Origin of the sequence: Celeribacter naphthalenivorans (genome assembly GCF_020524585.1) — a bacterium.
In the GTDB taxonomy this organism is placed as follows: Bacteria; Pseudomonadota; Alphaproteobacteria; order Rhodobacterales; family Rhodobacteraceae; genus Celeribacter; species Celeribacter naphthalenivorans.
This window is the reverse complement of the sequence record NZ_JAIVLK010000006.1, coordinates 266,979-292,016: the sequence shown is the minus strand read 5'-3', so window position 1 is coordinate 292,016 and position 25,038 is coordinate 266,979. Positions and strand designations below refer to the sequence as shown.

General features: G+C 59.6%; 24 protein-coding genes. 11 read left to right on the top strand and 13 right to left on the bottom strand.

The features are described from left to right. Positions 1-38 precede the first annotated feature (38 nt). A complete protein-coding gene (hemB, locus tag LC094_RS14800) occupies positions 39-1,037 on the bottom strand; it encodes a porphobilinogen synthase (RefSeq protein ID WP_226553561.1) in 999 nt (332 codons plus the stop codon). Positions 1,038-1,211: 174 nt separating this feature from the next. Between hemB and LC094_RS14795 the strand changes: the two genes are divergently transcribed. Both LC094_RS14795 and mfd read left to right on the top strand, forming a co-directional pair. Then, positions 1,212-1,739, top strand: coding sequence for a component of SufBCD complex (locus LC094_RS14795; protein WP_226553560.1), 528 nt, complete (start codon positions 1,212-1,214; stop codon positions 1,737-1,739). A gap of 3 nt (positions 1,740-1,742) precedes the next feature. Further along, a complete protein-coding gene (gene mfd, locus LC094_RS14790) occupies positions 1,743-5,219 on the top strand; it encodes a transcription-repair coupling factor (protein ID WP_226553559.1) in 3,477 nt (1,158 codons plus the stop codon). Between the two features lie 3 nt (positions 5,220-5,222). On the opposite strand, the gene LC094_RS14785 is transcribed toward mfd, so the two are convergent. Both LC094_RS14785 and LC094_RS14780 read right to left on the bottom strand, forming a co-directional pair. Next, on the bottom strand, positions 5,223-6,452 hold the full coding sequence (locus LC094_RS14785) for a multidrug effflux MFS transporter (RefSeq protein WP_226553558.1): 1,230 nt from the start codon (positions 6,450-6,452) through the stop codon (positions 5,223-5,225). A gap of 126 nt (positions 6,453-6,578) precedes the next feature. Beyond that, the gene (locus LC094_RS14780) at positions 6,579-7,217 is read right to left on the bottom strand and encodes a DsbA family oxidoreductase (protein ID WP_226553557.1); all 639 of its coding nucleotides are present in this window, start codon (positions 7,215-7,217) and stop codon (positions 6,579-6,581) included. A 333-nt stretch (positions 7,218-7,550) separates the two neighbouring features. On the opposite strand from LC094_RS14780, the gene LC094_RS14775 reads away from it, so the two are divergent. Then, positions 7,551-7,781, top strand: a complete 231-nt coding sequence (locus tag LC094_RS14775) for a hypothetical protein (RefSeq protein WP_226553556.1) — start codon at positions 7,551-7,553, stop codon at positions 7,779-7,781. Positions 7,782-7,971: 190 nt separating this feature from the next. Further along, positions 7,972-8,601 (top strand): helix-turn-helix domain-containing protein, encoded by a 630-nt coding sequence (locus tag LC094_RS14770; RefSeq protein ID WP_226553555.1) that lies wholly within the window; start codon positions 7,972-7,974, stop codon positions 8,599-8,601. Here LC094_RS14770 and LC094_RS21605 read toward each other — a convergent pair. From LC094_RS21605 to LC094_RS14765, 3 genes are read right to left on the bottom strand one after another with little or no spacing between them, the layout of a single operon-like run. After that, positions 8,594-8,716, bottom strand: a complete 123-nt coding sequence (locus tag LC094_RS21605; RefSeq protein WP_264186510.1) for a hypothetical protein — start codon at positions 8,714-8,716, stop codon at positions 8,594-8,596. The genes LC094_RS14770 and LC094_RS21605 overlap by 8 nt on opposite strands. A 3-nt stretch (positions 8,717-8,719) precedes the next feature. Then, entirely contained in the window at positions 8,720-8,848 is a 129-nt protein-coding gene (locus tag LC094_RS21600) for an ECN family pore-forming entericidin (protein WP_167600358.1), read from the bottom strand. A 50-nt stretch (positions 8,849-8,898) separates the two neighbouring features. Further along, positions 8,899-10,716 carry an extracellular solute-binding protein gene (locus LC094_RS14765; protein ID WP_226553554.1) on the bottom strand — a complete coding sequence of 606 codons (1,818 nt, stop codon included), beginning with the start codon at positions 10,714-10,716 and terminating at the stop codon, positions 8,899-8,901. 377 nt (positions 10,717-11,093) lie between these two features. On the opposite strand from LC094_RS14765, the gene LC094_RS14760 reads away from it, so the two are divergent. Together LC094_RS14760 and LC094_RS14755 are read left to right on the top strand one after the other, a co-directional pair. Then, complete coding sequence (locus LC094_RS14760) at positions 11,094-11,867, top strand: 3-hydroxybutyrate dehydrogenase (RefSeq protein ID WP_226553553.1); 774 nt, start codon at positions 11,094-11,096, stop codon at positions 11,865-11,867. Continuing rightward, complete coding sequence (locus LC094_RS14755) at positions 11,867-12,922, top strand: patatin-like phospholipase family protein (RefSeq protein ID WP_226553552.1); 1,056 nt, start codon at positions 11,867-11,869, stop codon at positions 12,920-12,922. Before LC094_RS14760 ends, LC094_RS14755 begins: the two co-directional genes overlap by 1 nt. Before the next feature lie 15 nt (positions 12,923-12,937). Here LC094_RS14755 and LC094_RS14750 read toward each other — a convergent pair whose 3' ends face one another. The 3 genes from LC094_RS14750 to LC094_RS14740 form a co-directional block, all read right to left on the bottom strand. Then, positions 12,938-13,690 carry a DUF502 domain-containing protein gene (locus LC094_RS14750; protein WP_226553551.1) on the bottom strand — a complete coding sequence of 251 codons (753 nt, stop codon included), beginning with the start codon at positions 13,688-13,690 and terminating at the stop codon, positions 12,938-12,940. A gap of 120 nt (positions 13,691-13,810) precedes the next feature. Further along, positions 13,811-14,722, bottom strand: coding sequence for a pseudouridine-5'-phosphate glycosidase (locus tag LC094_RS14745; protein WP_226553550.1), 912 nt, complete (start codon positions 14,720-14,722; stop codon positions 13,811-13,813). After that, positions 14,719-15,615, bottom strand: coding sequence for a PfkB family carbohydrate kinase (locus LC094_RS14740; protein ID WP_226553549.1), 897 nt, complete (start codon positions 15,613-15,615; stop codon positions 14,719-14,721). Before LC094_RS14740 ends, LC094_RS14745 begins: the two co-directional genes overlap by 4 nt. A gap of 265 nt (positions 15,616-15,880) precedes the next feature. Between LC094_RS14740 and rpsB the strand changes: the two genes are divergently transcribed. Together rpsB and tsf are read left to right on the top strand one after the other, a co-directional pair. Further along, a complete protein-coding gene (rpsB, locus tag LC094_RS14735; protein ID WP_226553548.1) occupies positions 15,881-16,651 on the top strand; it encodes a 30S ribosomal protein S2 in 771 nt (256 codons plus the stop codon). Between the two features lie 108 nt (positions 16,652-16,759). Next, a complete protein-coding gene (gene tsf / locus LC094_RS14730) occupies positions 16,760-17,635 on the top strand; it encodes a translation elongation factor Ts (protein ID WP_226553547.1) in 876 nt (291 codons plus the stop codon). A gap of 390 nt (positions 17,636-18,025) precedes the next feature. On the opposite strand, the gene LC094_RS14725 is transcribed toward tsf, so the two are convergent. Both LC094_RS14725 and LC094_RS14720 read right to left on the bottom strand, forming a co-directional pair. Further along, positions 18,026-18,760, bottom strand: a complete 735-nt coding sequence (locus LC094_RS14725) for a helix-turn-helix transcriptional regulator (protein ID WP_226553546.1) — start codon at positions 18,758-18,760, stop codon at positions 18,026-18,028. Positions 18,761-18,892: 132 nt separating this feature from the next. After that, entirely contained in the window at positions 18,893-19,327 is a 435-nt protein-coding gene (locus LC094_RS14720) for an Lrp/AsnC family transcriptional regulator (protein WP_226553545.1), read from the bottom strand. Positions 19,328-19,464: 137 nt separating this feature from the next. Here LC094_RS14720 and rocF point away from each other — a divergent pair, with 137 nt between their 5' ends. Together rocF and LC094_RS14710 are read left to right on the top strand one after the other, a co-directional pair. Next, on the top strand, positions 19,465-20,394 hold the full coding sequence (gene rocF, locus LC094_RS14715; protein WP_226553544.1) for an arginase: 930 nt from the start codon (positions 19,465-19,467) through the stop codon (positions 20,392-20,394). Continuing rightward, positions 20,391-21,443 (top strand): ornithine cyclodeaminase, encoded by a 1,053-nt coding sequence (locus LC094_RS14710; RefSeq protein ID WP_319003299.1) that lies wholly within the window; start codon positions 20,391-20,393, stop codon positions 21,441-21,443. The genes rocF and LC094_RS14710 overlap by 4 nt, the downstream gene beginning before the upstream one ends. Before the next feature lie 48 nt (positions 21,444-21,491). Here LC094_RS14710 and LC094_RS14705 read toward each other — a convergent pair whose 3' ends face one another. After that, entirely contained in the window at positions 21,492-22,946 is a 1,455-nt protein-coding gene (locus tag LC094_RS14705; RefSeq protein WP_319003298.1) for an NAD-dependent succinate-semialdehyde dehydrogenase, read from the bottom strand. Position 22,947: 1 nt separating this feature from the next. Next, positions 22,948-24,222: a 4-aminobutyrate--2-oxoglutarate transaminase gene (locus LC094_RS14700; RefSeq protein ID WP_226553543.1), complete on the bottom strand. Its 1,275-nt coding sequence runs from the start codon at positions 24,220-24,222 to the stop codon at positions 22,948-22,950. Positions 24,223-24,366: 144 nt separating this feature from the next. Between LC094_RS14700 and LC094_RS14695 the strand changes: the two genes are divergently transcribed. Further along, positions 24,367-24,948 (top strand): cupin domain-containing protein, encoded by a 582-nt coding sequence (locus LC094_RS14695; protein WP_226553542.1) that lies wholly within the window; start codon positions 24,367-24,369, stop codon positions 24,946-24,948. Positions 24,949-25,038: the final 90 nt, after the last annotated feature.

Below are 25,038 nucleotides of genomic sequence, written 5' to 3'. Positions count from 1 at the left end.
ATGGTGTGCTTCGGTGAGGTTTTGCCGATCTGTAGCCGTTATTTTGCGAGCAGTTTTGCGGCTTCGGGCGCGAAATAGGTCAAAATCCCGTTGCAGCCCGCGCGTTTGAAGCACATGAGGCTCTCCAGCACGATCTTGTCGCGATCGAGCCAGCCGTTCTGAAAAGCGGCGGCCAGCATCGCATATTCGCCGGAGACCTGATAGGCGAAGGTCGGCACTTTGAACGTGTCTTGCACACGGCGGCAGACATCGAGATAGGGCATGCCGGGTTTCACCATGACCATATCGGCACCTTCCAACAGATCGCGCTCGACGAGGCGCAGGGCTTCGTCCGTGTTGGCGGGGTCCATCTGATAGGTCTTTTTGTCGCCTTTGAGCGCACCGGAGGCCCCGACCGCATCGCGGAAAGGCCCGTAAAAGCCGGAGGCATATTTCGCGGCATAGGACATGATCGAGACCTTATCAAAGCCTTCGGTCTCCAAAGCACGGCGAATGGCGCCGATGCGCCCGTCCATCATGTCCGACGGCCCGATGATGTCGGCGCCCGCCTCGGCCTGAGCGACCGACATTTTCACCAAAGCTTCGACGGTCATGTCGTTGACGATCTCGCCATCCACCACATAGCCGTCGTGGCCGTTGATATTGTAGGGGTCCAATGCCACGTCCGTCATGATCGCCAGCTCCGGCACCTCGGCCTTCACCGCGCGAATGGCCCGGTTCACAAGGTTGTCCGGGTCCCAGGCGCCGGCGCAATCTTCGGTCTTCAGTTCCGGCTCGATGTAGGGAAAGAGGCAAATCGCAGGGATTCCAAGCGCATAGGCCTCGGCTGCGGCCTTCACCAGCCGGTCGATGGTGAGGCGTTCGACGCCGGGCATCGAGGCAATTGGCGTGGCCTCATTCACGCCTTCGCGCACAAACACCGGCCAGATCAGATCTTCGACCGACAGGTGGTTCTCCCGCACGAGACCGCGCAGCGCCTCCATCTTACGTGTGCGCCGCAGGCGGGTCAGCGGGAAGGGGGCGGTGGTGCGGGTCATGGGACAGCCTCAGGTTGCGATATTTCCTTTGGGGTGGCATGGATTTTCCGGCGCTTCAAGGGTAGGAATCGGGGATCGGGACCTCTAACCTGTTCAAAAGTGTGGGAGCGGTCCGAAAACCCTGCGACATTTGCGCGCCACGATACAGATAACACGACAGAAAAGAGCAGCGCCTTGGATTTCTACGCAACCATCTTCGAAGTGATCGATGTGCGGTCCTTTTCGAATATGTGGTACTGGATCGCTTTGGCGGTGCTCTGGTCCACGGCTTCGCATTTCGTCTTGGGCGTGCCCTTCGATCTGGCGCTCAAGGCCAAACGTCAGGGCGGCGACCGGATGCGCGATCTCGAAGACCTCGTGCGGATCAACTGCGGTCGGTTGTCGAACATTGCTGAGGTGTCGGGGCTGGTGCTCACGGCTTTGGGCAGCGCCTTGATCGTCATTCTGGCGATCACCGGCTTTGGCTATGGGCTGCAATTCTCACAGGCCGTGTTCATGATGGCGTTCCCGATGATTTTCGTCGGCGCGCTCAACATTCGCACGGCGCAAAAGATCATCAAGGAAGAGACCAAGGGCGAGGCCCTCGTCGCCGTGCTGCGTCGGCATCGGTTTTATGTCCAGTTGATCGGCATGTGTTCGATCTTCGTCACCGCCATGTGGGGCATGTATCAGAACATCGCCATCGGGCCGTTGGGGGGCTAACCCATGAGCAAATCCACTCATCTGACCGTCGGGGGCGCGCCCGAAGGGTTCGACGCGCATCTTTTGGCGCGCGAGGTCACCCGTGCAAATGGGCCGGTGATCCATGTGGCGCGCGATGACAAACGGTTGGCGGCGCTGCGCGAAGGGTTGAAATTCTTTGCGCCCGACCTGCCGGTGATTGAATTTCCGGCCTGGGACTGTTTGCCCTTTGACCGCATGTCGCCCAATGCCGATCTTTCGGCGCAGCGGATGGCGACCCTGGCGGCGCTGGCGCATGGATCGGTGCCCTCGCGGTTTGTGCTTTTGACCACGCTTTCGGCCGCGACGCAAAAGCTGCCCGCGCGCGACACATTGGCAGGCGCGGCCTTCACGCTCGCGAAAGGCCAGCGCGTCAATGAAGCGGAGCTGCGGGCGTTTTTCGTGCGTATGGGGTTCACACAGGCCCCGACCGTGGTCGAGCATGGCGATTACGCAATTCGGGGCGGCATCATCGACGTCTTTCCTCCGGGGCAGGTTCTGCCGGTGCGGCTGGACTTCTTTGGCGATGAGTTGGACGGCATCCGGCGGTTCGATCCGGCGACGCAAAAGACCGTCGACAGTCTCAAGGAGGTGAGCTTCACGCCGGTCTCCGAGGTCATTCTCGACGAGGCCGCGATCACGCGGTTTCGGCAAAACTACCGCATCGAATTCGGCGCGGCGGGCACGGACGATCCGCTTTACGAGGCGGTCTCCGCCGGGCGCAAACATGCGGGGATGGAGCATTGGCTGCCCTATTTTCACGAGCGGCTGGAGACGCTGTTCGACTACCTGCCGGATGCGGTGATTTCCCTTGACGATCAATCGACTGCGGCGCGTCTTTCGCGTTGGGAGGGGATTGAGGACCAATACCAAACCCGGCGCGAGGCACTGAATGCCAAGGGTCGGATGGACTCGGTCTATAAACCCTGTCCGCCGGGGTTGTTGTACCTCGATGATGCGGCTTGGGAGGTCGCGACCGAAGGCCGCCGTGTGATCCATTTCCATCCGTTGCCACAGGCGACAGGCCCCGGTGTGATCGACGCGGGCGGGCGGATCGGGCGCAATTTCTCGCCTGAACGCCAGATGGAAGGCGTCAATCTGTTCGAGGAGCTGGCGGAGCATATCCAAAAGCGTCGAAGCCTTGGTCAAGTGGTGCTGGCCAGCTGGTCCGAAGGGGCGCGGGATCGTCTGAAATCTCTCTTGGAAGATCAGGATGTCGCGGGCAAGGAGATCTCCGACTGGCGCGATGTGCCCGAGGGCACGGGCGGGGTTTTCCTGTCGGTGTGGGCGCTGGAACAGGGCTTCGAGGCGCCTGTGGGCGAGGGCCAATCCGTCACGGTGATCTCCGAACAGGACGTCTTGGGCGACCGCTTGGTCCGCCGTCCGGGGCGACGAAAAAAGGCCGAGAACTTCCTCACCGAACACAGCTCGCTCAGCCCCGGCGATCTGATTGTCCATGTCGAACATGGCGTTGGGATTTTCCGCGGGCTTGAGGTGGTCACCGCCTTGGGCGCCGCACATGAGTGTCTTTTGCTCGAATATGCGGGCGGGGATCGGCTTTACCTTCCCGTTGAAAACATTGAGCTTCTAAGCCGCTATGGTCATGACGAAGGGCTTTTGGACAAGCTCGGCGGCGGCGCGTGGCAGGCCAAGAAAGCGCGGATGAAGGAACGCATCCGGGAGGTGGCGGAAAAGCTCATCCGCATCGCCGCAGAGCGTCACATCCGCAAAGCGCCGATCATGGAGCCGCCCGCCGATATGTGGGAGGCCTTCTGCGCGCGCTTCCCTTATTCGGAGACGGAAGATCAGCTCAAAGCCATCGAGGATTGCCTCGACGATCTGGAACGCGGGATGCCGATGGATCGGCTTGTCTGCGGCGACGTGGGCTTTGGCAAGACCGAGGTGGCGATGCGTGCGGCCTTTGTCGCAGCACTCTCGGGCGCGCAGGTCGCGGTGATCGCGCCGACGACGCTTTTGGCGCGGCAACACTTCCGCAGCTTTGCCGAGCGGTTCCGGGGTTTTCCCATCAATATCAGACCGATGTCGCGCTTTGTGTCTGCGAAAGATATGGCAAAAACCCGCGAGGAACTGGCCGAGGGCACGGTCGAGATCGTCGTCGGGACCCATGCTTTGCTGGCGAAATCGGTGAAGTTCGCCAATCTCGGGTTGCTCATCGTGGACGAGGAACAACGCTTTGGTGTTACACACAAAGAGCGCCTTAAGTCCTTGAAATCCAACATTCATGTGCTGACGCTTTCGGCAACGCCGATCCCGCGTACGCTGCAAATGTCACTCACAGGTGTACGGGACCTCTCCATTATTGGCACGCCGCCGGTCGACCGGCTGTCGATCCGCACCTATGTGTCGGAGTTCGACACGGTGACGGTGCGTGAGGCCTTGTTGCGTGAACATTATCGCGGCGGGCAGAGCTTTTTCGTTGTGCCGCGCGTCAGTGACATTCCGGACATCGAGGACTTTCTCAAAAACCATGTGCCGGAGCTGACCCATGTGGTCGCCCATGGCCAGATGGCGGCGGGCGAGTTGGACGACCGGATGAACGCCTTTTACGACGGCAAATATGACGTGCTTTTGGCGACCACGATTGTCGAAAGCGGCATCGACATTCCGACCGCGAACACGATGGTGGTGCACCGCGCCGATATGTTTGGCTTGGCTCAGCTGTACCAAATCCGGGGCCGGGTGGGCCGGGCGAAAACCCGCGCCTATGCCTATCTGACCACGAAACCCCGCGCGCCCTTGACGCCGCAGGCCGAAAAACGGCTGCGTGTGCTTGGCTCTCTGGATACGCTCGGGGCCGGATTTACCCTTGCATCTCAAGATCTTGATATCCGGGGTGCAGGTAACTTGGTGGGTGAGGAGCAATCCGGTCACGTCAAAGAGGTTGGGTTCGAGCTCTATCAATCCATGCTGGAAGAGGCGATTGCGCGGATCAAGTCCGGCGAAGAGGCGGTGAGCCTTGAGGACGACGGCCAATGGGCGCCGCAGATCAACCTTGGCGTGCCGGTGTTGATCCCGGAGACCTATGTGCCCGATCTCGATGTGCGCTTGGGGCTTTACCGGCGTCTCTCTGGCCTCAAGACCAAGGTTGAGTTGGAAGGATTTGCCGCAGAACTGATCGACCGCTTTGGGAAATTGCCCAAAGAGGTCAATACTTTGCTGCTCGTTGTTCGGATCAAGGAAAAATGCCGTGAGGCGGGGATTGCGCGTCTGGACGGCGGGCCGAAGGGCGCAACGCTTCAGTTCCACAATGACAAATACGCCAACCCGGCGGGGCTTGTGGAATTCATCCATGCGCAAAAGGGGCAGGCGAAGGTCAAGGATAATAAGATCATCATTCGCCGTGACTGGAAGAAAGACAGCGACAAGATCAAAGGCGCCTATGCGATTGCGCAGGACCTCGCGAAGTTCGCGAAGGGCGCTGCGCAACCGGCGAAGAAATAAGGCTTATTCCGCAGGCTTCGTAGGCGCGCCATGCGGAGCCGTGGCGCTGTCCTCAAAGCGGAACAGGATGAGCGCCAGCGCCGAACAGATCACGCCCGCAGCCATCACCGGGATCGGGGTGCCGTTGAACGCAAGGCCCACAGGGGCGGCGATCAGGACGGAGCCCATGGTGAAAACCGCGCCGATCAGCGAGTTGGCAAGGCCTGCGAGACGCCCCAGAGGCACCAAGGCCAAAGCGTTCAGGTTGCCAAAGGTGAAGGCGTTGATCGAGAACATCGCCACGGTCCAGAGGAAGAAGACCACAAAGCCGAAGGTGCCGGAGCCGAGACCGAAGAGGTTCAGGGCCAACGCAATGACGGAGGCGGTGAGCGCAATGCCGTAGCCCAGACGGATCAGGAAGTGCATGCCTTTTTCACCGACGAGCCGTCCGTTCATGATTGCGCCGACGGCGGAGATCAAAGCGGTCGCGCCGAAGAAATAGGGGAAGACCTCTTCGAGATCGAAGGTGTCCGCATAGATTTGCTGGACCGAGGAGAGGATGGAGAACATCTGGCCGAAGCCCAGCATCAAGATCACGGTGTAGATGCGGACATTGTAATTGCCCACAATTTCTTTGGTGCCGGATTTCAGGTCCTTGAAATTGAGGTGCCGGCGGTTTTCCGGCTCCAGTGTTTCGCCTTGGCGCAGGCTCATCCATGTGGCCCCGATCACGGCGACCAGAACGAAGGCGGCGAAAATGCCGTGCCAGCCAAAGTCCGCCATTATCATCGCGCCAATCGACGGGGCTGCGGCGGGCACGACCATGAAGATGGTCATGACGAAAGAGGTGATCTTGGCCATTTCGCGGCCCTCATAGAGGTCGCGCACCATGGCGATCCCGACGGTGCGGGGAAAGGCGCCGCCGACGCCCTGAATGGCGCGGCCGATCAGCATCATTTCCATCGTGTTGGAAAGTCCTGCGATCACGGCGCCGACAATATAGAGGCCGAGGCCGAAAAGGATCACCGGTTTGCGCCCGAAATGGTCCGAAATCGGACCGGAGATCAACGTGCCGCCCCCCATGCCGAAGACGAAAGCGGTGAGCACAAGCTGCGCACGGTTCACGTCGCCGGGCGACAGATCTGCGGCGATCTGCGGCAGGCCGGGCAACATGGCGTCGATGGAAAAGGCCACGGTCGCAAACAACATGGCAAGCAGGATGGTAAATTCGAGTTGCGGCAGGCGACGCGGCATAGGGGGACTCTTTCAATAGGGAAACGCCCCGGGACCCTATTGGGCATCGGGGCGTTTGAACAGTCTGCGACTTGGCGGGGCGGCTCTGCGGGAATGCACAGATGAGGCCCAAGCTGTTTGGATTTTCTAGAGCGCGTTGCGCTCGGTCAGCTCGTCGATCACCTCAAGCCACAGCTCGGTCGGTTGTGCGCCTTCGACCGCGTGCAGGTTGTCGATGATGAATGTCGGCACAGCCTTGATCCCACGTTCGCGGGCGTGGCTGTCGCGGGCGGTGATCTCTTCGACATCTGCGTCCGTGTCCAGAAGGCGGGTGATGGCATCCGGGTCCATCTCGATCTCGCCGGCAATCTCGGCCAGCACGGCGCGGGACCCGATGTCGCGGCCTTCCTTGAAATAGGCGCGGAAGAGGGCGGAGACGGCGGCGGTCTGGCGCCCGTCGATCCCGGCCCAATGCACGAGGCGATGCGCGTCGAGCGTGTTCGGTGTGCGTTTGATCTTTCCCAAATCGACCTGCGGCATCTCCTTGTGGAGGATGTCGATCACCGGACGATAGGCTTTCATCGCGCCTTCGGTGCCGTGGAATTTCATCTCAAGGTAGGTGAGGCGATCGAGGCCCTCTTTCGGCATCGTCGGGTTGAGCTGGAAGGGATGCCATTGGATCGCGAAGGGATGATCCGGGCGGGCCTCCAAGGCGCGATCGAGGCGGGTTTTGCCGATGTAGCACCAGGGGCAGATCGGGTCGTGGAAAATGTCGAGCGTGATCATCGGGGCCTCGTAGGAATTTCGGGTGAAGGATTTTGAGTTGTGTGGTTTTAGCCGATCCGCGCGGCGGAGGGGAGGGGGTGCGAAAAGGAAAATATTCCTCCACCTCACAATTCGCGCCAGATCGGATGTTCTCATTGACCTATATCTTGTGTTTGGGGTGGGTTTGCAACTTTGCAAACTGTGCGAATTCCTGTTTTGTTCATGTTTTATTCCCACCTGCGGGCGGCATTTTGGGGCGGCAAATGTGACATTTTAGATCGCATGACAGTGCCCTGAGAATCGTGATTAAGTCGTTGCAACATATAAGTTTCTCCGGGTATCGAGGGTTCTCTCATGGCAGCGCAGGACACCAATCACTTCACCACATTCCAGGGCCGTTCGCTTCAGGCGACGCTCTCCGCGAAACATCGTCGATTTCAGGTGCCGGTGGCCACGCTGGTGCTGGGCTTTATCGCCGCGGTTGCGATTGCCGCTGGCGCTCTTGATACGCTGGTCGCGCATCAGGTGACGGGCGGTTTGACGGATGTCGAGTTCCTCATCGCCCCCCTGCCGGATCTCGAGTGATCCTTTCAGATTAGGGCAGGTAAAAAACCTCACGAGCAGTCCCCCCAACTGACCCTGCCCAAAGCGTCTCATCTCATGGCCCATGAAGGTTTGAGTGGGGCGTTTAAAGAGCCCCCGAAGATGCGGTAACAGCATCCGGGGGCTTTCTTTTGCCTTTTCCTTTTTCTCTTTGGCGCGCTAAAAGACCGCCATGCAAGACGATCATACACCCAGCCTCATCCGTTTGGCCCGCGAGGGCGTCGAAGGCGCCCCCGATGAGGCGCGGCCTTTGGATTTGGGATTGCGGGTGCGCGATCTGCGCAAAGCGCGTGGCTGGACTTTAGAGCAGGCGGCAACGCAGGCGGGTCTCGCGCGATCTACGCTGTCGAAGATCGAAAACGGCCAGATGTCCCCCACTTATGACGCGCTCAAAAAGCTCGCCGTGGGGCTGGAGATTTCCGTGCCGCAGCTTTTCACCCCGCCGCAGAAGGCGCAGATTTCGGGCCGGATGGCGGTGACGAAATCGGGCGAGGGTGCCGCCCATCCGACGGCGACTTATGAGCACGAAATGCTGGCAGGCGCGCTGACCAAGAAGTCCATGCTGCCCTATCGCGCCACCATTCGCGCACGCAGTTTCGAGGAATTCGACGGCTGGGTGCGCCACGACGGCGAGGAATTCCTCTACGTGCTGACGGGCGTCATCAAGCTGATCACTGAGTTCTATGAGCCGGTCGAAATGCGCCGCGGCGACAGCGCCTATTACGACGCCTCGATGGGGCACAATGTGATTTCGGTCAGCCCGGAAGATGCGACGATCCTCTGGGTGACATCGCTCAGCTGATCACGCGGGCAGTTGTCTTGACCGTCGCTTTCGTGGCTTTGGCGCCGACGCGGGCGACCGCACAGCCGGAGAGGCTGGCGATCACCAGAACCGTGACAGTCCAACGTAAAATCACCGATCAGAACCAGCCCTGAACCGTGCGCGAGGCGCCTGTGATGTCTTCGCCGACACCTGCGACGGTGCCGCAGGCGGTCAACGTGGAGGTGAGCGTGAGGGTGAGGAGGAGGGCGACTGCTGCTTTTTTCATGTTCATTCTTCCCATGTCTCTAAAGGGTTATTTTCTTCGGGCCTGAAGGATTATTCTTCCCAGTACCACGTCATTTCCCGCCACATGATCCAATCGCCGTACAAAGGCAAGGGCTCAGGATAGTGCAACTCCTTCACATGTGCGTTGAAGCTTTCGTTCCAGGCGTAGAGCGGGATGGCGTAGCGCCCTGCGGTCAAGAGGCGGTCGAGCGCGCGGGTGGCGGCGAGGCTGTCTTCGCGGTCGCTGGCGTCGAGCATCTTGGCGATCATCGCGTCCACCACCGGGTCCTTGACGCCCGCGATGTTGCGCGAGCCGGATTGATCGGCGGCGGCCTGACCGAAATAGGCATATTGTTCGTTGCCAGGGCTGAGCGACGTGCCGTAGCGCACCGGCGTCATGCCGAAATCGAAGTTGCCCGTGCGCTGGATATATTGCGGTTTATCAACCACGGAAATTTTCGGCTGAATACCCAACTGGTTGAGCATCTGCGTGTAGGTGTCGATGATCGATTGGTTTTCATCGTCGCCCACCATGAGCAAGATTTCAAAGGTGAAGAGATCACCATTGGCGTTCTTCATCTGGCCATTGTCGATGGTCCAGCCCGCCTCTTCCATCAGTCCAAGCGCGCGGCGCATCGCGCCCCGGTCGATCTCGCGGCCCGAGGTCTCGGGCAGGGTGTAGCCCTCCATCACGCCCGGCAAAAGATCGTCCTGATAGGGCTCCAACAGCTCTTTGACACGTCCCTCGGCAGGCCCCGGCCGCATGCCCAGAGGCGAGTTGGAGAAGTAAGAGGTGATGCGGGTCTGCTGGTTCTCGGTCTGGGCCTCGTTGATATAGTTAAAGTTGAAGGCCTCGATCATCGCTTGCCGGACGCGCCAATCGGCAAATTGCGGCAGGCGGGTGTTCATCGCAAATCCGGTCATGCCGGTGGGGCGTTGGTGCGGAATTTCTGATTTGATCACATCGCCGCGGGTCACGGCGGGGAAGTCGTATTGATCCTGCCAGGTCTGCACATTGAATTCGCGGTGCGCGTTCAGCTCTCCGGCTTTGAAGGCCTCGATCACCAGCGAGGGATCGGCGAAAAACTCAAACCGGATGGTGTTGAAATTTGCCTGACCCTGCATCACCGGCAGGTCCTTGCCCCAATAGTCCGGGTTGCGGGTCATCTCGATGAACATGCCGGGATTGGCGTTGGTCACCACATAGGGCGCGGAGGTCACCGGGATCTGGTCCATGCCGGATTTGGTGAACTCCTTGTCGTCCCAATAGGCCTTTTTCAGGATCGGACGGGTGGCGACCAAAAGCGCCAATTCGCGGTTTTCCGTGTTGAAGGTGAATTTCACGGATCTGTCGCCGGTCTGCTCGACGCTGTCGATCTGATTCCAGAGCAAGCCGTAGCGGTCATGGCCAACGGTGCCCAGCGTCTCAAAAGACCACATCACATCCTCGACCGTTACCGGCGTGCCGTCGGAGAACTTCGCCTCGGGCCGGAGCGTAAACTCGACCCAGGTGCGATCTTCATCCGTATCGACCGTCTCACAGAGCAGACAGTAGAGCGAGAAAGGTTCGGAATAGGCCTGAATCATCAGGCTTTCGGCCATCATGTAGCGCAGCTGCCAGGGCACATTGCCTTTGTCGATAAAGGGATTGAGGCTATCAAATGTGCCGCCTTCGCCGGTGACGATCTTGCCGCCCTTGGGTGCGTCGGCACGGACATAGGGCAGGGCGGTGAAGTCGGCGGGAAGCTCAGGGGCGCCATACATGGCCAGCCCATGCGAGGGCTCCGCCAGCGCCGTGGTGCTGAGCATGGGGATCAGGGTCAATGCGGCTGCGCCGGTCTTGACCAGATGAAGATACTGCTGTGCCATGGGTGCCTTCGCTCGTTTTGTCGTTGTGCACCAAACTATGCCGCCGCGAATGTGTTTTCAAACTTTTAGCTTGGAGTACGGCGTGGAACCGCGTATAAAGAAGTCACTGCTCGATAGGTTTCTTGCCTGTATGAAACCTGCCTCAATAACTCAGCGCCCGCCTCGTGCGGGCGTTTTTTTTGGTTCAAAATTGGCTGTATTTCCAAGCGGGCTTGGTCAAAAGCGCCTTTTGAACAGGCAGATAAAAATCTTATCCGTCAGCATCTTCCCGCAAATCTGTCGCCGAATTTACCGATTCTCATACGGTTACGGCGATTCTCCCCTTTGATTTGCAGATGCAGCATCTAAAGTCGTGAGCAAAGACATGGGAGAGATAAATGACTGTTCAAGGTAAAACCGCTGTGATCACCGGGTCGAATTCGGGAATCGGGCTTGGTGTGGCGCGCGAATTGGCGAAAGCGGGCGCGCATGTGGTGCTCAATTCCTTCACCGATCGCGACGAGGATCACGCGCTGGCCGAGGAGATCGGCAAAGAGTTCGGCGTCACCGCGCGCTATATCAAGGCGGATATGTCGAAGGGCGACGAATGTCGGGCACTCATTGAGAAGGCCGGGACCTGCGATATTCTCGTCAACAATGCGGGCATTCAACACGTCGCGGGGATCGACGAATTTCCGGCGGCGAAATGGGATGCGATCATCGCGATCAACCTCAGTTCCGCCTTTCACACCACGGCGGCGGCTCTGCCGATGATGCGCGCGGCGGGCTGGGGCCGGGTGATCAACATCGCCTCCGCGCATGGCCTGACCGCCTCGCCCTATAAATCCGCTTACGTGGCCGCGAAACATGGCGTGGTGGGGCTGACCAAGGTGACCGCACTTGAGACCGCTGAGGAACCGATCACCTGCAATGCGATCTGTCCGGGCTATGTTCTGACCCCGCTGGTGGAGGCGCAAATCCCGGATACGATGGAGAAATACGGCATGGACCGCGAGACGGTGATCCGCGAGGTTCTGCTCGACCGTCAGCCGTCGAAACAATTCGCCACGGTCGAAGAACTGGGCGGCACCTGCGTCTTCCTCGCCTCTTCGGCGGCCAATCAGATCACCGGCACGACGATCTCCGTGGATGGCGGCTGGACCGCGCTCTGATGGCAAAGAAGGCGCCCAAAACTGTCAAAAAGATCAACCTCGCGCTTCAGGGCGGAGGCGCGCATGGCGCCTTCACCTGGGGCGTGTTGGATCGCATGCTGGAGCATGAGGAGGTGGAAATCGCCGCGATTTCCGGCACCTCGGCGGGGGCCTTGAACGGCGCGGCATTGAAATCCGGCCTCGTGCAGGGCGGGCGTGCGGGCGCCAAGGCGGCGCTCGACGGCGTCTGGGCGCAGATGGGCGCGGTGTCGGACATGCGGCTCAACGCCTGGATGTCGCAATTCGGTCCCACGACCGAGCTCTTCACCAAGATGATGCAATACACCGTGCCTTTTGCCTTTCTCGATTCCATTGCCACGGTGACCAGCCCCTATGTCTACGGCGCCTTTTATCAGAACCCTTTGAACGATGTGGTCGAAGAGCTGAATTGCAGTGTTTTGGGCGCCGAAGACGGCCCGGCGCTGTTCATCTCCACCACCAATGTGCGTACCGGAAAAATCCGGGTGTTTTCCGGCGATGAGGTGAACACGGATGTGATCCTTGCCTCTGCATGTCTGCCAGAGCTGTTCCAAGCGGTGCAGATCACTGACCCGGTGACCGGCGTGACAGATCCTTACTGGGACGGCGGCTATACCGGCAACCCGGCGCTGTTTCCGTTGTTCGAAAAAGATTTTCCGTCGGATGTGGTGATCGTCAACATCAACCCTCTGGAGCGCCCCGGCACGCCGAAAACACCCGAGGAGATTCAGAACCGGATCAACGAGATTTCGTTTAATTCCTCGCTGTTGCGCGAGCTGCGCGCGGTGCAATTCGTGCGCGAATTGATTGCCGCCGAACGCCTGCCACATGGCACGATGAAGGATGTTCTGGTGCATATGATCGCCGATGACACGCTGATGCAGGAGCTGTCGGCGCGCACCAAACTGGTGCCATCGCCTCTGATCCTGTCACGGTTGAAAGCGGCGGGCAGGGCGGCCTGCGATACGTTTCTGGCGGAGCATTTCGACGATCTGGGCGAACGCGCCAGCGTCGATTTGCATGAGATGTTCGCCTGAAACCTTACGGATACCTTACTGGGGCGTATCCGGGAGCTGCTCAGCCGGCGGCTGCGTCGGGTCCTTTGGGTTCGGGTAGACCAGTCCGGCAGAGATCACCAGTTTCGCGGCATCCTCGACCGTCATGTCGAGCAGGATCACATCGCTCTCCGGGAAGAACAGCAAAAAGCCCGAGGTCGGGTTCGGCGTGGTCGGCACAAAGACCGACAGGTATTTCTCATCCTCGGGCGTGCGCCGCGCCACTTCGCCCTTGGCTTTGGTGGACACGAACCCGATGGCCCAAATCCCGCGACGGGGATATTCGATCAGACAGGCCTTGTCGAAAGAGGTGCCGGATTGCGAAAACACGGTTTCCGCGATCTGTTTCACGCCATTGTAGATCGACCGCACCACGGGCGTGCGGTCCACAAGGTTCTCCGCCCAGCGAATGAGCGAGCGGCCCACGAGGCCCTTGGCGATCCAGCCGACCACCACGGTGAAGATCAGGAAAATCACCACACCCGCGCCGCGCAGGTTGATGTGAATTTGCTCGCCCGGCTCGGTGTAGCCCAGGAAGCGGTTGATCAGCGCATCCGGGTGGTAGCTCGAGGGCACAAAGGTCAAAACCCAGCCATCGACCCAGCCGATCACGGTCCAGATCACATAGGCCGTCAGCCCGATGGGCGCGACCACGACAAGCCCCGTGAGAAACGCCGCACGCAAATGCGCGAAAAGCCCCGGCTTGCGCGGTTGGGGCGGGTGGGTTTCGTCTTCGAAGGGGTTGTTCATTCTAGGGGACTGACCGTGTAAGAGGCGCGATTGAGAGGGAACTTAGGGGGGCATGTGTTAAGACACAATAAGCCGCTGGTCGATTTTCCGTTCTCAATCGCGATTTGCATGTCTCTTCGGTTATTTGGCGGTCAATTCAGAGGCTATTTGGGCCGCAAGCCGCGCGTTGTTGCGCACCAATGCGATATTGGCGACCAGAGATTTGCCCTCGGTCAGCTCGAACATGCGCTGCAACAGGAAGGGCGTGACCTCTTTCGCGGCAATGCCCTTGTCCTCGGCCTCTTTGAGGGCGGTTTCGACATAGGGCATGATCACCTCGCGCGGAATCTCATCCGCTTCGGGGATCGGGTTGGCCACCAGTTGACCGCCCTTAAGCCCCATCGCGGCGCGCATCTCCATGGCGCGCGCGATCTCACCGGCGCTGTCCATGCGCAACGGCGCGGGCAGGCCAGAGGCCCGCGACCAAAACGCCGGGATCTCGTCTTGTCCATAGGCGATCACCGGCACGCCATGGGTTTCCAGAACTTCGAGCGTCTTCGGAATGTCGAGGATGGCTTTCGGCCCGGCAGCCACAACGGTGACGGCGGTTTCGCCCAGCTCCAAAAGGTCGGCGGAGATGTCAAAGGTCTCTTCGGCACCGCGATGCACGCCGCCGATGCCGCCGGTGGCAAAGACTTTGATCCCGGCAATCTCAGCCGCAATCATAGTGGCGGCCACGGTGGTCGCACCTGTCGCGCCGCGCGCAATACAGACCGGAAGGTCAGCGCGGGACACTTTCATCACGCCCGTCGCCTGACCAAGCGCTTTGAGCTGTGTCTCGGTCAGGCCGATATGGAGCACACCGTCGAGCACCGCGATGGTCGCAGGAACGGCGCCTGCGGCCCGGATGTCTTCTTCGACCGTCTGGGCGGTTTCGACGTTTTGCGGGTAGGGCATGCCATGGGTGATGATCGTGGACTCGAGCGCCACGACGGGACGGCCCGCCTCCAGCGCGTCGGCAACTTCGGGGGCATACATCATCGGCAGGGTCATAGGGGGGTATCTCCGGAAACATAGTGAGCGGCCGCTTCTAGCGCCGCAGTCAAAGCGTCGGCGGCATTCGCGCCACGCATTTCGGCGGCAATATGCGCCGCCATGAAGGTATCGCCCGCGCCGGTCACACGTGCGACCAGAACTTCGGGCGGGGTTTGGGTCAGGACCTCTCCATTGCAGGCCATCGAGGCATCTTTGCCACCATTGGTGACCAAGACCCGATGCGCACCACGGTCTTCGACAAGAACCTTCGCAGCCTCCGCCGAGGTCTCGAACTGGGTCTGGGCCAAAAGCCCGGCCTCTTCGAGATTGACATAAAGCGTTGCCCGCGGGTGATCCAACAGCGGCACCAACCGCTCGGCCTTGCCCGGCGAGGCGGGCGCGACGCGCAGATCGGCTCTGGCAAACAAGGGCGACTGCGCAATCTCCCGCAACAACTGGGTGGTCAGATTGCCATCGAGCGCCACCGGGCCCTCGTAAGGTGCGTTGACCGTGCCCAGACGCCCATCGGCCAGAGGCCGCAGGATTTTATCGCCCGCGCGCTCCAAGGAGTGCGCATCGGCGATGGCGGCGATCAACCCGTTGGCGCCTTCGACAGCCATATAGATGTCTGTCGGCAGGTCCTCAGAGAGATAGACGTGATCCGTGCCAATGCCGCGCACACGGGCCGCCTCGATCAACTCGGCGCCTGCCGGATCGCGTCCGATGGCGGTCAAGAGATCGGGCACCATGCCGAACCGCGCCAGAGCCATGGCGATGTTCATCGCCACACCGCCCGGCACCCGCACGATGCGTCCCGGTACGTCAGAGCCCACACGCATCGAACGATCCGTGCGGCCGATCACGTCCCAAAGCACCGAGCCGATGCAAAGAATGTCATGTGATTTGTCCATAGGACTATTGCGCCTGTTTTTGACCAAATGGCAAGAGATGCTATGCGGGGTCGACTGGGCTTTGCGTCTCCTTTGCTGTAAAAAATACTCAAGGCCGACCCTGATCAAGGCGCAGGGGTTGCCAAGCCCCACATTCCTCTCTATATGCGCGAACACTTCACAGGCGGAGGCGGGTCCTCGGGGGAGACATCCCTGAAAGATCCACCGGTTGGGGCATATGCCCTGAGACCCTCCGCTCAGGCGTTAAACCGGAAAGGAAACACGAATGGCGCTTCCCGATTTCTCCATTCGTCAGCTCTTGGAAGCTGGCGTCCACTATGGCCACCAAACTCAGCGTTGGAACCCGCGTATGCAGGAGTTCATCTACGGTGAGCGCAACGGCATCCACATTTTCGACCTGACCCAGACCGTCCCGATGCTGGACCAGGCTCTGCAGGTCGTGCGCGACGTTGCTGCCAAAGGCGGCCGTATTCTCTTCGTCGGCACCAAACGTCAGGCTGCTGGCGCGATCGCTGAATCCGCTGAGAAATGTGCGCAGTACTACATGAACCACCGTTGGCTCGGCGGCACGCTGACCAACTGGAAAACCGTGTCCCAGTCGATCCAGCGTCTGAACGCCATTGATGAGACCCTCGCCTCCGGCGCAGAAGGCCTCACCAAGAAAGAGCGTCTGAACATGGAACGCGACCAGCAGAAGCTTCAGGCTTCTTTGGGCGGCATCCGTGAAATGGGCGGCGTGCCGGATCTTCTCTTCGTCATCGACGTGAAAAAAGAAGACCTCGCCATCCTCGAAGCCAAGAAACTGGGCATCCCGGTTGTGGCTGTTGTGGACTCCAACTGCTCCCCGGCGGGCGTGGACTACATCATTCCGGGCAACGACGACGCGTCCCGCGCGATCTCGCTCTACACCGATCTCGTCGCACGTGCGGCGCTTGACGGCATGACCGCTCAAATGGGCGCAGCCGGCGTGGACATCGGTGCCTTCGAAGAAGCGATCGCTGAAGAAGCCGTCGCAGAAGAGTCCGCTGAGGCCTGATTTTTTCGACCGTGACGGGCTAAACCCGACGCGGTCGTTACAAAATTGATACGGGGGCAGGGTATCCCGCCCCCGATACGTGTATCTTAGAATTCGAGGAGAGCCGACATGGCAATCACTGCTGCTCAGGTGAAAGAACTGCGCGAATCCACTGGCGCGGGCATGATGGACGCGAAAAAAGCGTTGGTCGAAACCGATGGCGACATGGAAGCCGCCGTTGACTGGCTGCGCACCAAAGGTCTGGCGAAAGCCGCCAAGAAATCCGGCCGTACCGCCGCAGAAGGCCTCGTGGCCGTTGCTGTGAACGGTGGCGTGGGGGTCGCTGTCGAAGTGAACTCCGAAACCGACTTCGTTGCGAAAAACGCCGAATTCCAGACCATGGTGAACGACATCGCCGCGGCCGCTCTGGGCGTGTCCGACGTCGAAGCCCTCAAAGACGCCAAAGTCGGCTCCAAGCCGGTCTCCGAGCTGATCACCGACAAGATCGCCACCATCGGCGAGAACATGTCCGTGCGTCGCATGGCGAAAATCGAAGCTGAAACCGTTGTGACCTATGTCCACAACGCAGCGGCTGACGGTCTCGGCAAAATCGGTGTGCTCGTTGGCCTCAAAGGCGACAACGAAGCTTTCGGCAAGCAGGTTGCGATGCACATCGCAGCGGCCAACCCGCAGGGTCTTGGCGAAGCTGATCTCGACCCGGCTGTGGTTGAGAAAGAAAAGCAGATCCAGATGGACATCGCCCGCGAGTCCGGCAAACCGGAAAACATCATCGAGAACATGATCAAAGGCCGGATGGCGAAATTCATCGCCGAATCCACCCTTCTGGGTCAGGCTTTCGTGGTGAACCCCGATCTGACCGTCGAGAAAGCCGCAGCAGAAGCAGGTGTTGAAATCACCGGTTTCGTGCGTCTCGAAGTTGGCGAAGGCATCGAAAAAGAGACCGAAGATTTCGCTGCTGAAGTCGCGAAAGCGATGCAGGGCTGATCTGTTTCAGGTCTGATGAGTTTGAGGGGGCTGCCTTTGGGCGGCCCTTTTTTGTTGCCTGAGAGCTCTGTGCTGAAAGGCCGCGCGATCCAGAAAGGGCCAGCCCGCGAAGGTGTGTAAGCTGTTGAAAGAGAAGAATTAAGGGCCGCAAAGTTGACTATAAACCCGCGACCCTCATGAAGTATCGGTAAGCCCAATGACTCTGGCGATCCCGTCACCCCTGTCCCAAAAGGCCAAGCCTCAGAAAGCCGGAACGGGCCCAATGTCTCGTCCTGATCGTATTTGTGCAACTACGCACATCCTTACCTTTGGCTAAAAATTAACCAATGTTACCTATGGGTTACGTAAGGTCATCTTGGGCGCGCGCTCAGAAAGGGCCGTGTGACCGGATCAGAATGTGAAAATTTGATTGTGCATCGCCGCTTTCAGCACAGCCTGAGCGGTGGTTTCCACGCCCAGAGATTCGCGTGCGAGCCGCAGGTGCTTTTCCACGGTGGCCTTGTTCAGCCCCATGATCTGCGCCGTGTCCGCCACGGTTTTTCCGTCGCCGATCCATTCCAACACCTCGCGCTGGCGCTTGGTCAAAATGCGTTTCGGCAAAGGAAGGCTGATCAATTTGAGATGCGCAACACCGCAGATCACTTCAAGCTCACTGCCGTGACGCGCCCAAATCTCATCAGCCTCAGCCTGTGTGCCCACATGCGGCTCGAGAGACAAGCCAATCGCACCCTTGGCGCGTTTCAGCGAGTGTGGAAAGGCGATGGTGTAGCCGCTGGTGACGCCAGAGGCCTGATTGAAGGCCACGACGTCGCGCTCTTCTTCGGTGAGGTTTTCGAGGTTGTCTCTGATCCAACTCCAAGGGCAGGCGCCGGTATTTTCGACAGACCAACGCACCATGGGACCATGGCGATAGCGGCCTTCGAGGAAATAGCCCTGCATGTACTCCGCGTTGAAATTGGTCAGGAACAAATGGTCCTTGTCGTCGCCAAAGCCGGAGGAGGTGTGAAAACGGGTGAACCCGTAGAGGGCGTGGTTAAAGCCGACCTCCATCAGGCAGGAGAGCAAATGGTCCCAGACCTCCGCAACGGTCGTGGCGGAGAGAATGTCTTGAATTTTATCTTTCAAGTGTGTGTCCCCCATAAGTTGAACGTAAAAAGAACGACCCCGCAACGCAAGATGTCCCATCGATTAACCGGGCAGCGCGTTTTTGCATAGCTCAAGAGTCTGTGCCTGTTTTGGCAGCTTGGTACGGGTGTATCACCCCACGACATGGGCCAAAAGCAGACAGCTTTCCGAGTTCACCACCCCCGGAACTTCGCGAATTTCCCGTAAAATTCGATCAAATTGCACCAGACTGTCGGTGCGGATGTCGACCACGAGATCCCAGGCGCCATTGGTGGCATAGATGGTGCTGATCCCTGGAATGCGATTGAGCGCGCGGATCACCTGCCGCGACATTTTGCCTTGTAACGCGATCAGAGTGATGGCGCGTACCTCGCCTTCGACATCCACATCGGTCTCGATGGTGAAGCGTCTGATTCTGCCGTCGGCCACCAGCGCATCAAGCCGCGCCCGCGCGGTGTTGCGCGACAGCCCGGTGTGCTGCGCCAGCTCGGTGATCGACATGCGGGCATTGTCGCGCAGGGCGGCGAGAATGGCGTGGTCGCTTTGGTTCAACTCTGTGTGGGCCATGAATTCTCTATCGTTTTGATCAATCATATTACCATTTTGCGCAAATTTAATGTCGAAATGCGCAATTTAAAAGCATGAAAGCCGCTGAAAGCCCGTGCATACTTAAGGCAACGCAGTTTCTTCAGGGACTCATCCATATGCGCAAATCCTGCCACATCCTTGGTGCCGCGATTGAGACCGGCGCGTCTCAGCGCGGCTGTCTTATGGGGCCCGCGAGCCTTCGCACCGCGGGGCTTATGGAAGTGCTGATGAGCCTCGGATGGCAGGTCGCGGATCTGGGCGATGTCCAGATCGCGCCACAGGCCGAGACGCCCCATGCCAATCCGGCGGTGCACAATCTGGCGGAGACACGCGCTTGGATTGAGGCGCTGGAGCCCATGGCCTATGAGGCGGCCCGGACCAGCGATTTGCCGATTTTCATGGGCGGCGATCATTCGATGTCTGCGGGCACCGTGCCCGGTGTCGCGCGCGTCGCCGCCGAAGAGGGGCGTCCGCTCTTTGTCCTCTGGCTCGACGCGCATCCGGATTTGCACACGCTGGCGACGACAGAAAGCGGCAACCTGCATGGCACGCCGGTCGCATATTTCACGGGACAGGGCGAGTGCGAGGCCTATCCCGCGCTCGCGCAGGCGGTCGATCCGGCGCATGTTTGTTTCATGGGCATTCGCTCCGTCGATCCGGCGGAACATGCGCGGATCAAGGATTTGAACATGGAGGTCCATGACATGCGCGCGCTCGATGAAACCGGCGTTCTGGCGCCGCTTCGGGCGTTTTTGGAGCGGGTGAAGGCCGCCAACGGGCGTTTGCATGTCAGTTTCGATGTCGATTTCCTCGATCCCGGCATCGCGCCCGCCGTGGGCACCACCGTTCCGGGAGGAGCCACCTTCCGCGAGGCGCATCTGATCATGGAAACGCTCTGTGACAGCGGGCTGGTTGGCTCGCTCGATCTTGTGGAACTCAATCCCTTTCTCGACGAACGCGGCCGCACGGCGAAGCTCTTGTGCGACCTGACGGCCAGCCTCTTTGGCCGTCGCGTGCTCGACCGTATGACCCGGAGTTTCGGATGATGGACCTTTCGCCCTCGAAACTGGCCTTCGTGCCCTTTGTCTCCGTGCACAACATGATGCGGCTGGTGAATTCCATGGGGGCGGAGGCTTTCATGACAGAACTCGCGGGCTATATCGAGGCGGATTTCAAACGCTGGCCGGAGTTCGACAAGACCCCGCGCGTCGCCTCGCATTCCCATGAGGGGGTGATTGAGCTGATGCCCACGGCGGATGCGGAGCTTTATGGTTTCAAATACGTCAACGGCCATCCGAAGAACATGAAAGAGGGCTACCAGACCGTCACGGCCTTTGGCGTTTTGTCCGCTGTTTCAAATGGCTATCCGGTGTTGTTGACGGAAATGACGGTGCTGACCGCGCTCCGCACGGCGGCGACCTCGGCACTCGTTGGAACATATCTCGCGCCGAAAGGGGCCGAGGTCATGGCGATGATCGGCAATGGCGCGCAATGCGAGTTTCAGGCGCTGGCGTTCCGGGCGCTCTGCGGCATCAACACTCTGCGCCTCTATGACATCGACCCGGCGGCGACGGAAAAGGCCAAACGCAACTTGGAGGCGCAAGGCTTTGACATCACGACCTGTTCTTCGGCGCAAGAGGCCGTCGAAGGCGCGCAGATCGTCACCACCTGCACCGCCGACAAGCAATATGCCACGATCCTGACCGACAATATGATCGGCCGCGGCCAGCATATCAACGCTATCGGCGGCGACTGTCCGGGTAAGACGGAGCTACACAAAGACATCCTTTTGCGTGCCGATATTTTCGTCGAATACCCGGAGCAAACCCGCATCGAGGGCGAGATTCAACAACTCGCCGAAGACCATCCGGTCACTGAGCTTTGGCAGGTGATGCGCGGCGAGGTGTCGGGGCGGCGGGACGCGGCGCAGATCACGCTGTTTGATAGCGTCGGGTTCGCGATCGAGGATTTCTCCGCCCTGCGCTTTGTGCATGACAAGGTGGCTGGGACCGACTTTTGCGAGCCGCTCGATATGCTGGCCGATCCGGACGATCCGCGCGATCTTTTCGGGATGGTGGAGCGGGCCAAAGGATAAAAAAGCCTCCCATTTCGGGAGGCTTTTCCATGTTATCCGTGAAAAAGATCAGTTCAACCCGCCGAAGCAGAGGTTCTTGATCTCGAGATAGTCGTCACAGCCGTATTTCGAACCTTCGCGGCCCATACCGGACTGTTTGACCCCGCCAAAGGGTGCCATTTCCGTCGAGATTGCGCCGGTGTTGATGCCGACCATGCCGGTTTCCAAGGCTTCGCCCACACGCCAAGCGCGTTTCAGATCGTTGGTGTAGAAATACGACGCCAGACCGAATTCCGTGGCATTGGCAAACTCCAGCGCCTCGTCTTCGGTGTCGAATTTCACCAGCGGCGCGAGCGGGCCAAAGGTTTCCTCACTGGCGACTTTCATCGCCTGCGTCACGCCCTTGAGCACGGTCGGCTCAAAGAAGGTCTGCCCAAGGTTCGAGCGCGTGCCGCCGACAACCACTTCGGCGCCTTTTTCGACCGCATCCTTGATGTGATCCTCGACCTTGGCCACGGCGGCTGCGTTGATCAGCGGGCCGGTGTTGACGCCCTCGGCAAAGCCGTCGCCCAGTTTGAGCGATCCCAAAGCCGTGGCGAGTTTCTCGGAGAACTCTTCATAAACGCCCGCTTGCACATAAATCCGGTTCGCGCAGACACAGGTCTGGCCGTTGTTGCGGAATTTGGCGAGCATGGCGCCCTCGACTGCGGCATCCACATCGGCGTCGTCAAAGACGATGAATGGCGCGTTGCCGCCCAGCTCCATCGACATTTTCTTGACCGTCTCGGCGCCCTGCGACAACAGGATTTTGCCCACCCGGGTCGAGCCGGTAAAGGTGATCTTGGCCACTTTCGGGTTGGCACACATCTCGACGCCCATGCCAGCGGCATCAAGCCCCGTGAGCACGTTGAACACACCCGCCGGAATGCCCGCACGTTCGGCCAGAACCGCCAGAGCCAGCGCGGACAAGGGTGTGAACTCGGAGGGCCGCGCCACCATGGAACAGCCAACGGCAAGGGCAGGGGCCATCTTGCGCGCCAGCATGGCGTTGGGGAAGTTCCACGGCGTGATCGCGCCGACGACACCTACGGCTTGCTTGACGATGACCATGCGCTTGTCGTTTTGCGGACCGGGGATCATATCGCCGTAGACGCGTTTGGCCTCTTCCGCGAACCATTCGATGTAGGACGCGCCATAGAGGATTTCACCGCGCGCCTCAGCCCAGGGTTTGCCCATTTCAGCGGTCAGGATGGTCGCCAGATCATCGGCATTTTCCACCATGAGATCAAAGAGTTTGCGCAGGGTGTTCGCGCGGGTTTTCACATCCGCGCGCGCCCAGGCCCGTTGCGCCACATAGGCCGCATCAATCGCCATGGCGACATCTTCGGCAGAGAGATCGGCGACATGGGCGATTACCTCGCCCGTGGCCGGATTCTCCACCGGAAATGTCTTTCTCCCCTCAACCCAAACGCCATTCACATAGGCGCGTGTTTCCATCAGGCTGGGATCGTTCAAAGCCCGCATGTTAGCTCTCCCGCGCGGCATTCACCGCATCTTTCAGAATGTCCATCGCCTCATTGAACACCGGCTCGTCGATGGTCAGAGGCGCGAGGAACCGGATCACATTGCCATAGACGCCGCAAGTCAAAAGCACGAGACCGCGTTTGAGCGCTTCGACGCGGATTTTGCCGGTCAGCTCGGCGTTGGGTTTGCCCTCCGTGGTCATGAACTCGGCGGCGACCATGAAGCCGGGTCCGCGAATGTCGGCAAGCTCCGGCGTGGTCGATTGAATGTCGCTCAACACGGCTTTGAGTTTGTTGCCAAATTCCTCGGCGCGTGCACAGAGGTCTTCCTCTTCGATCACGTCCAGAACGGCGTTGCCCGCCGCAATCCCCAGAGGGTTGCCGCCATAAGTGCCGCCCAGACCGCCCGGTGCCGCCGCATCCATGATCTCGGCCTTGCCGGTGACCGCAGAGATCGGCAGACCGCCCCCCAGACCTTTGGCCATGGTGGTGATGTCAGCGGCCACGTCGTAATGCTCCATGGCAAAGAGTTTGCCGGTGCGGCCAAAGCCGGTTTGCACCTCATCGGCGATCATCACCATGCCGTGGGCGTCGCAAAGCGCGCGAAGACGGGTGACGAAGTCGGCGGGCGCCGGGTAGAAACCGCCTTCGCCTTGCACGGGTTCGAAAATCACGGCTGCGACGCGGGCCGGATCGACATCGGCTTTGAACAGCGCGTCCAAGGCGGCAAAGCTGTCGTCGACAGAGACGCCATGCAGCGCACAGGGGTAGGGGACGTGGAACACATCGGGCATCATGGCGCCGAAACCGACCTTGTAAGGCACGACCTTGCCGGTCAAGGACATGCCCATAAAGGTCCGGCCATGGAAACCGCCGCCAAAGGCGATCACCGCCGGACGTCCAGTATAGGCGCGCGCGCATTTCACAGCGTTTTCAACGGCTTCTGCGCCGGTTGTAACAAAGACGGTTTTCTTGTCAAAGGCGCCCGGAACCTTGGCGTTCAGCCGTTCGGCGAGCATCACATAGGGCGCATAGGGCAAAACTTGGTGGCAGGTGTGGGTAAAACCGTCGAGCTGGGCTTTGACAGCGGCCATGACTTTCGGGTGACGGTGGCCGGTGTTGACCACGGCGATGCCTGCGGCGAAGTCGATCAGGCGATTGCCGTCTTCGTCCCAAACTTCGGCATTTTCGGCGCGGGTGATGAAGTGGTCGGTCATGACGCCGACGCCACGGGCCATGGCATCTACGCGGCGGGCGGCGAGATCTGCGTTGGTCATTTTTGCTATCCTGTCAGATGAAGTGCGAGAGTGCAGTTCGTGATTGAGGTGACGCTACGCGGTTTCCCGATCTTTAAAAACTCTGTTTCTTATTCTTTGTAATGCATTATAATTATGTAAAAATTATCTAGGGTTTGGTGAATAATGAACGGATCAAACACTCCGAAGGATGACTTCGATGATTTGGCTCTGGGTCAAAGGCTGCGCGCTGTGCGGGAGCGCGCCGGGCATTCTCAGCGCGCTTTGGCCAAGAAAGTTGGCATTCCGAACTCTACGATTTCTCTCATTGAATCCGGCAAGATGAATCCATCCGTCGGCGCGCTCCACAAAATTCTCGCGGGCGTTCCGATCAGCCTGTCGGAGTTCTTTGCCTTCGAGCCGGTGACCGAACAACAGGTGTTTTACGCCGCCGAGGAACTCACAGAGATCGGCAAAGGCAAGTTGTCGTTGAAACAGGTCGGCAAGTCGCTCTTTGGGCGTGCCTTGATGATGCTGCGCGAGCGCTATGAGATCGGCGCCGACACGGGGCGCGTGATGTATGGTCACGAAGGCGAAGAAGCCGGAATCGTGATTTCCGGGCGCATTGAGGTCACTGTGGGTGAACAACGTAAGATCCTTGGTCCGGGAGACGCGTATTATTTCGAGAGCCGCACACCGCATCGCTTTCGACAGATCGGGCCAGAACCGAGTGAGGTGGTCAGCGCTTCAACGCCGCCGAGTTTCTAAATGTGAGTTAAAACAGAGCTTTATCTATGTCTTTTGCAGTTATGCTAGTCATTAATTATACATAAGACAGATTATCGGATATTTAAAATG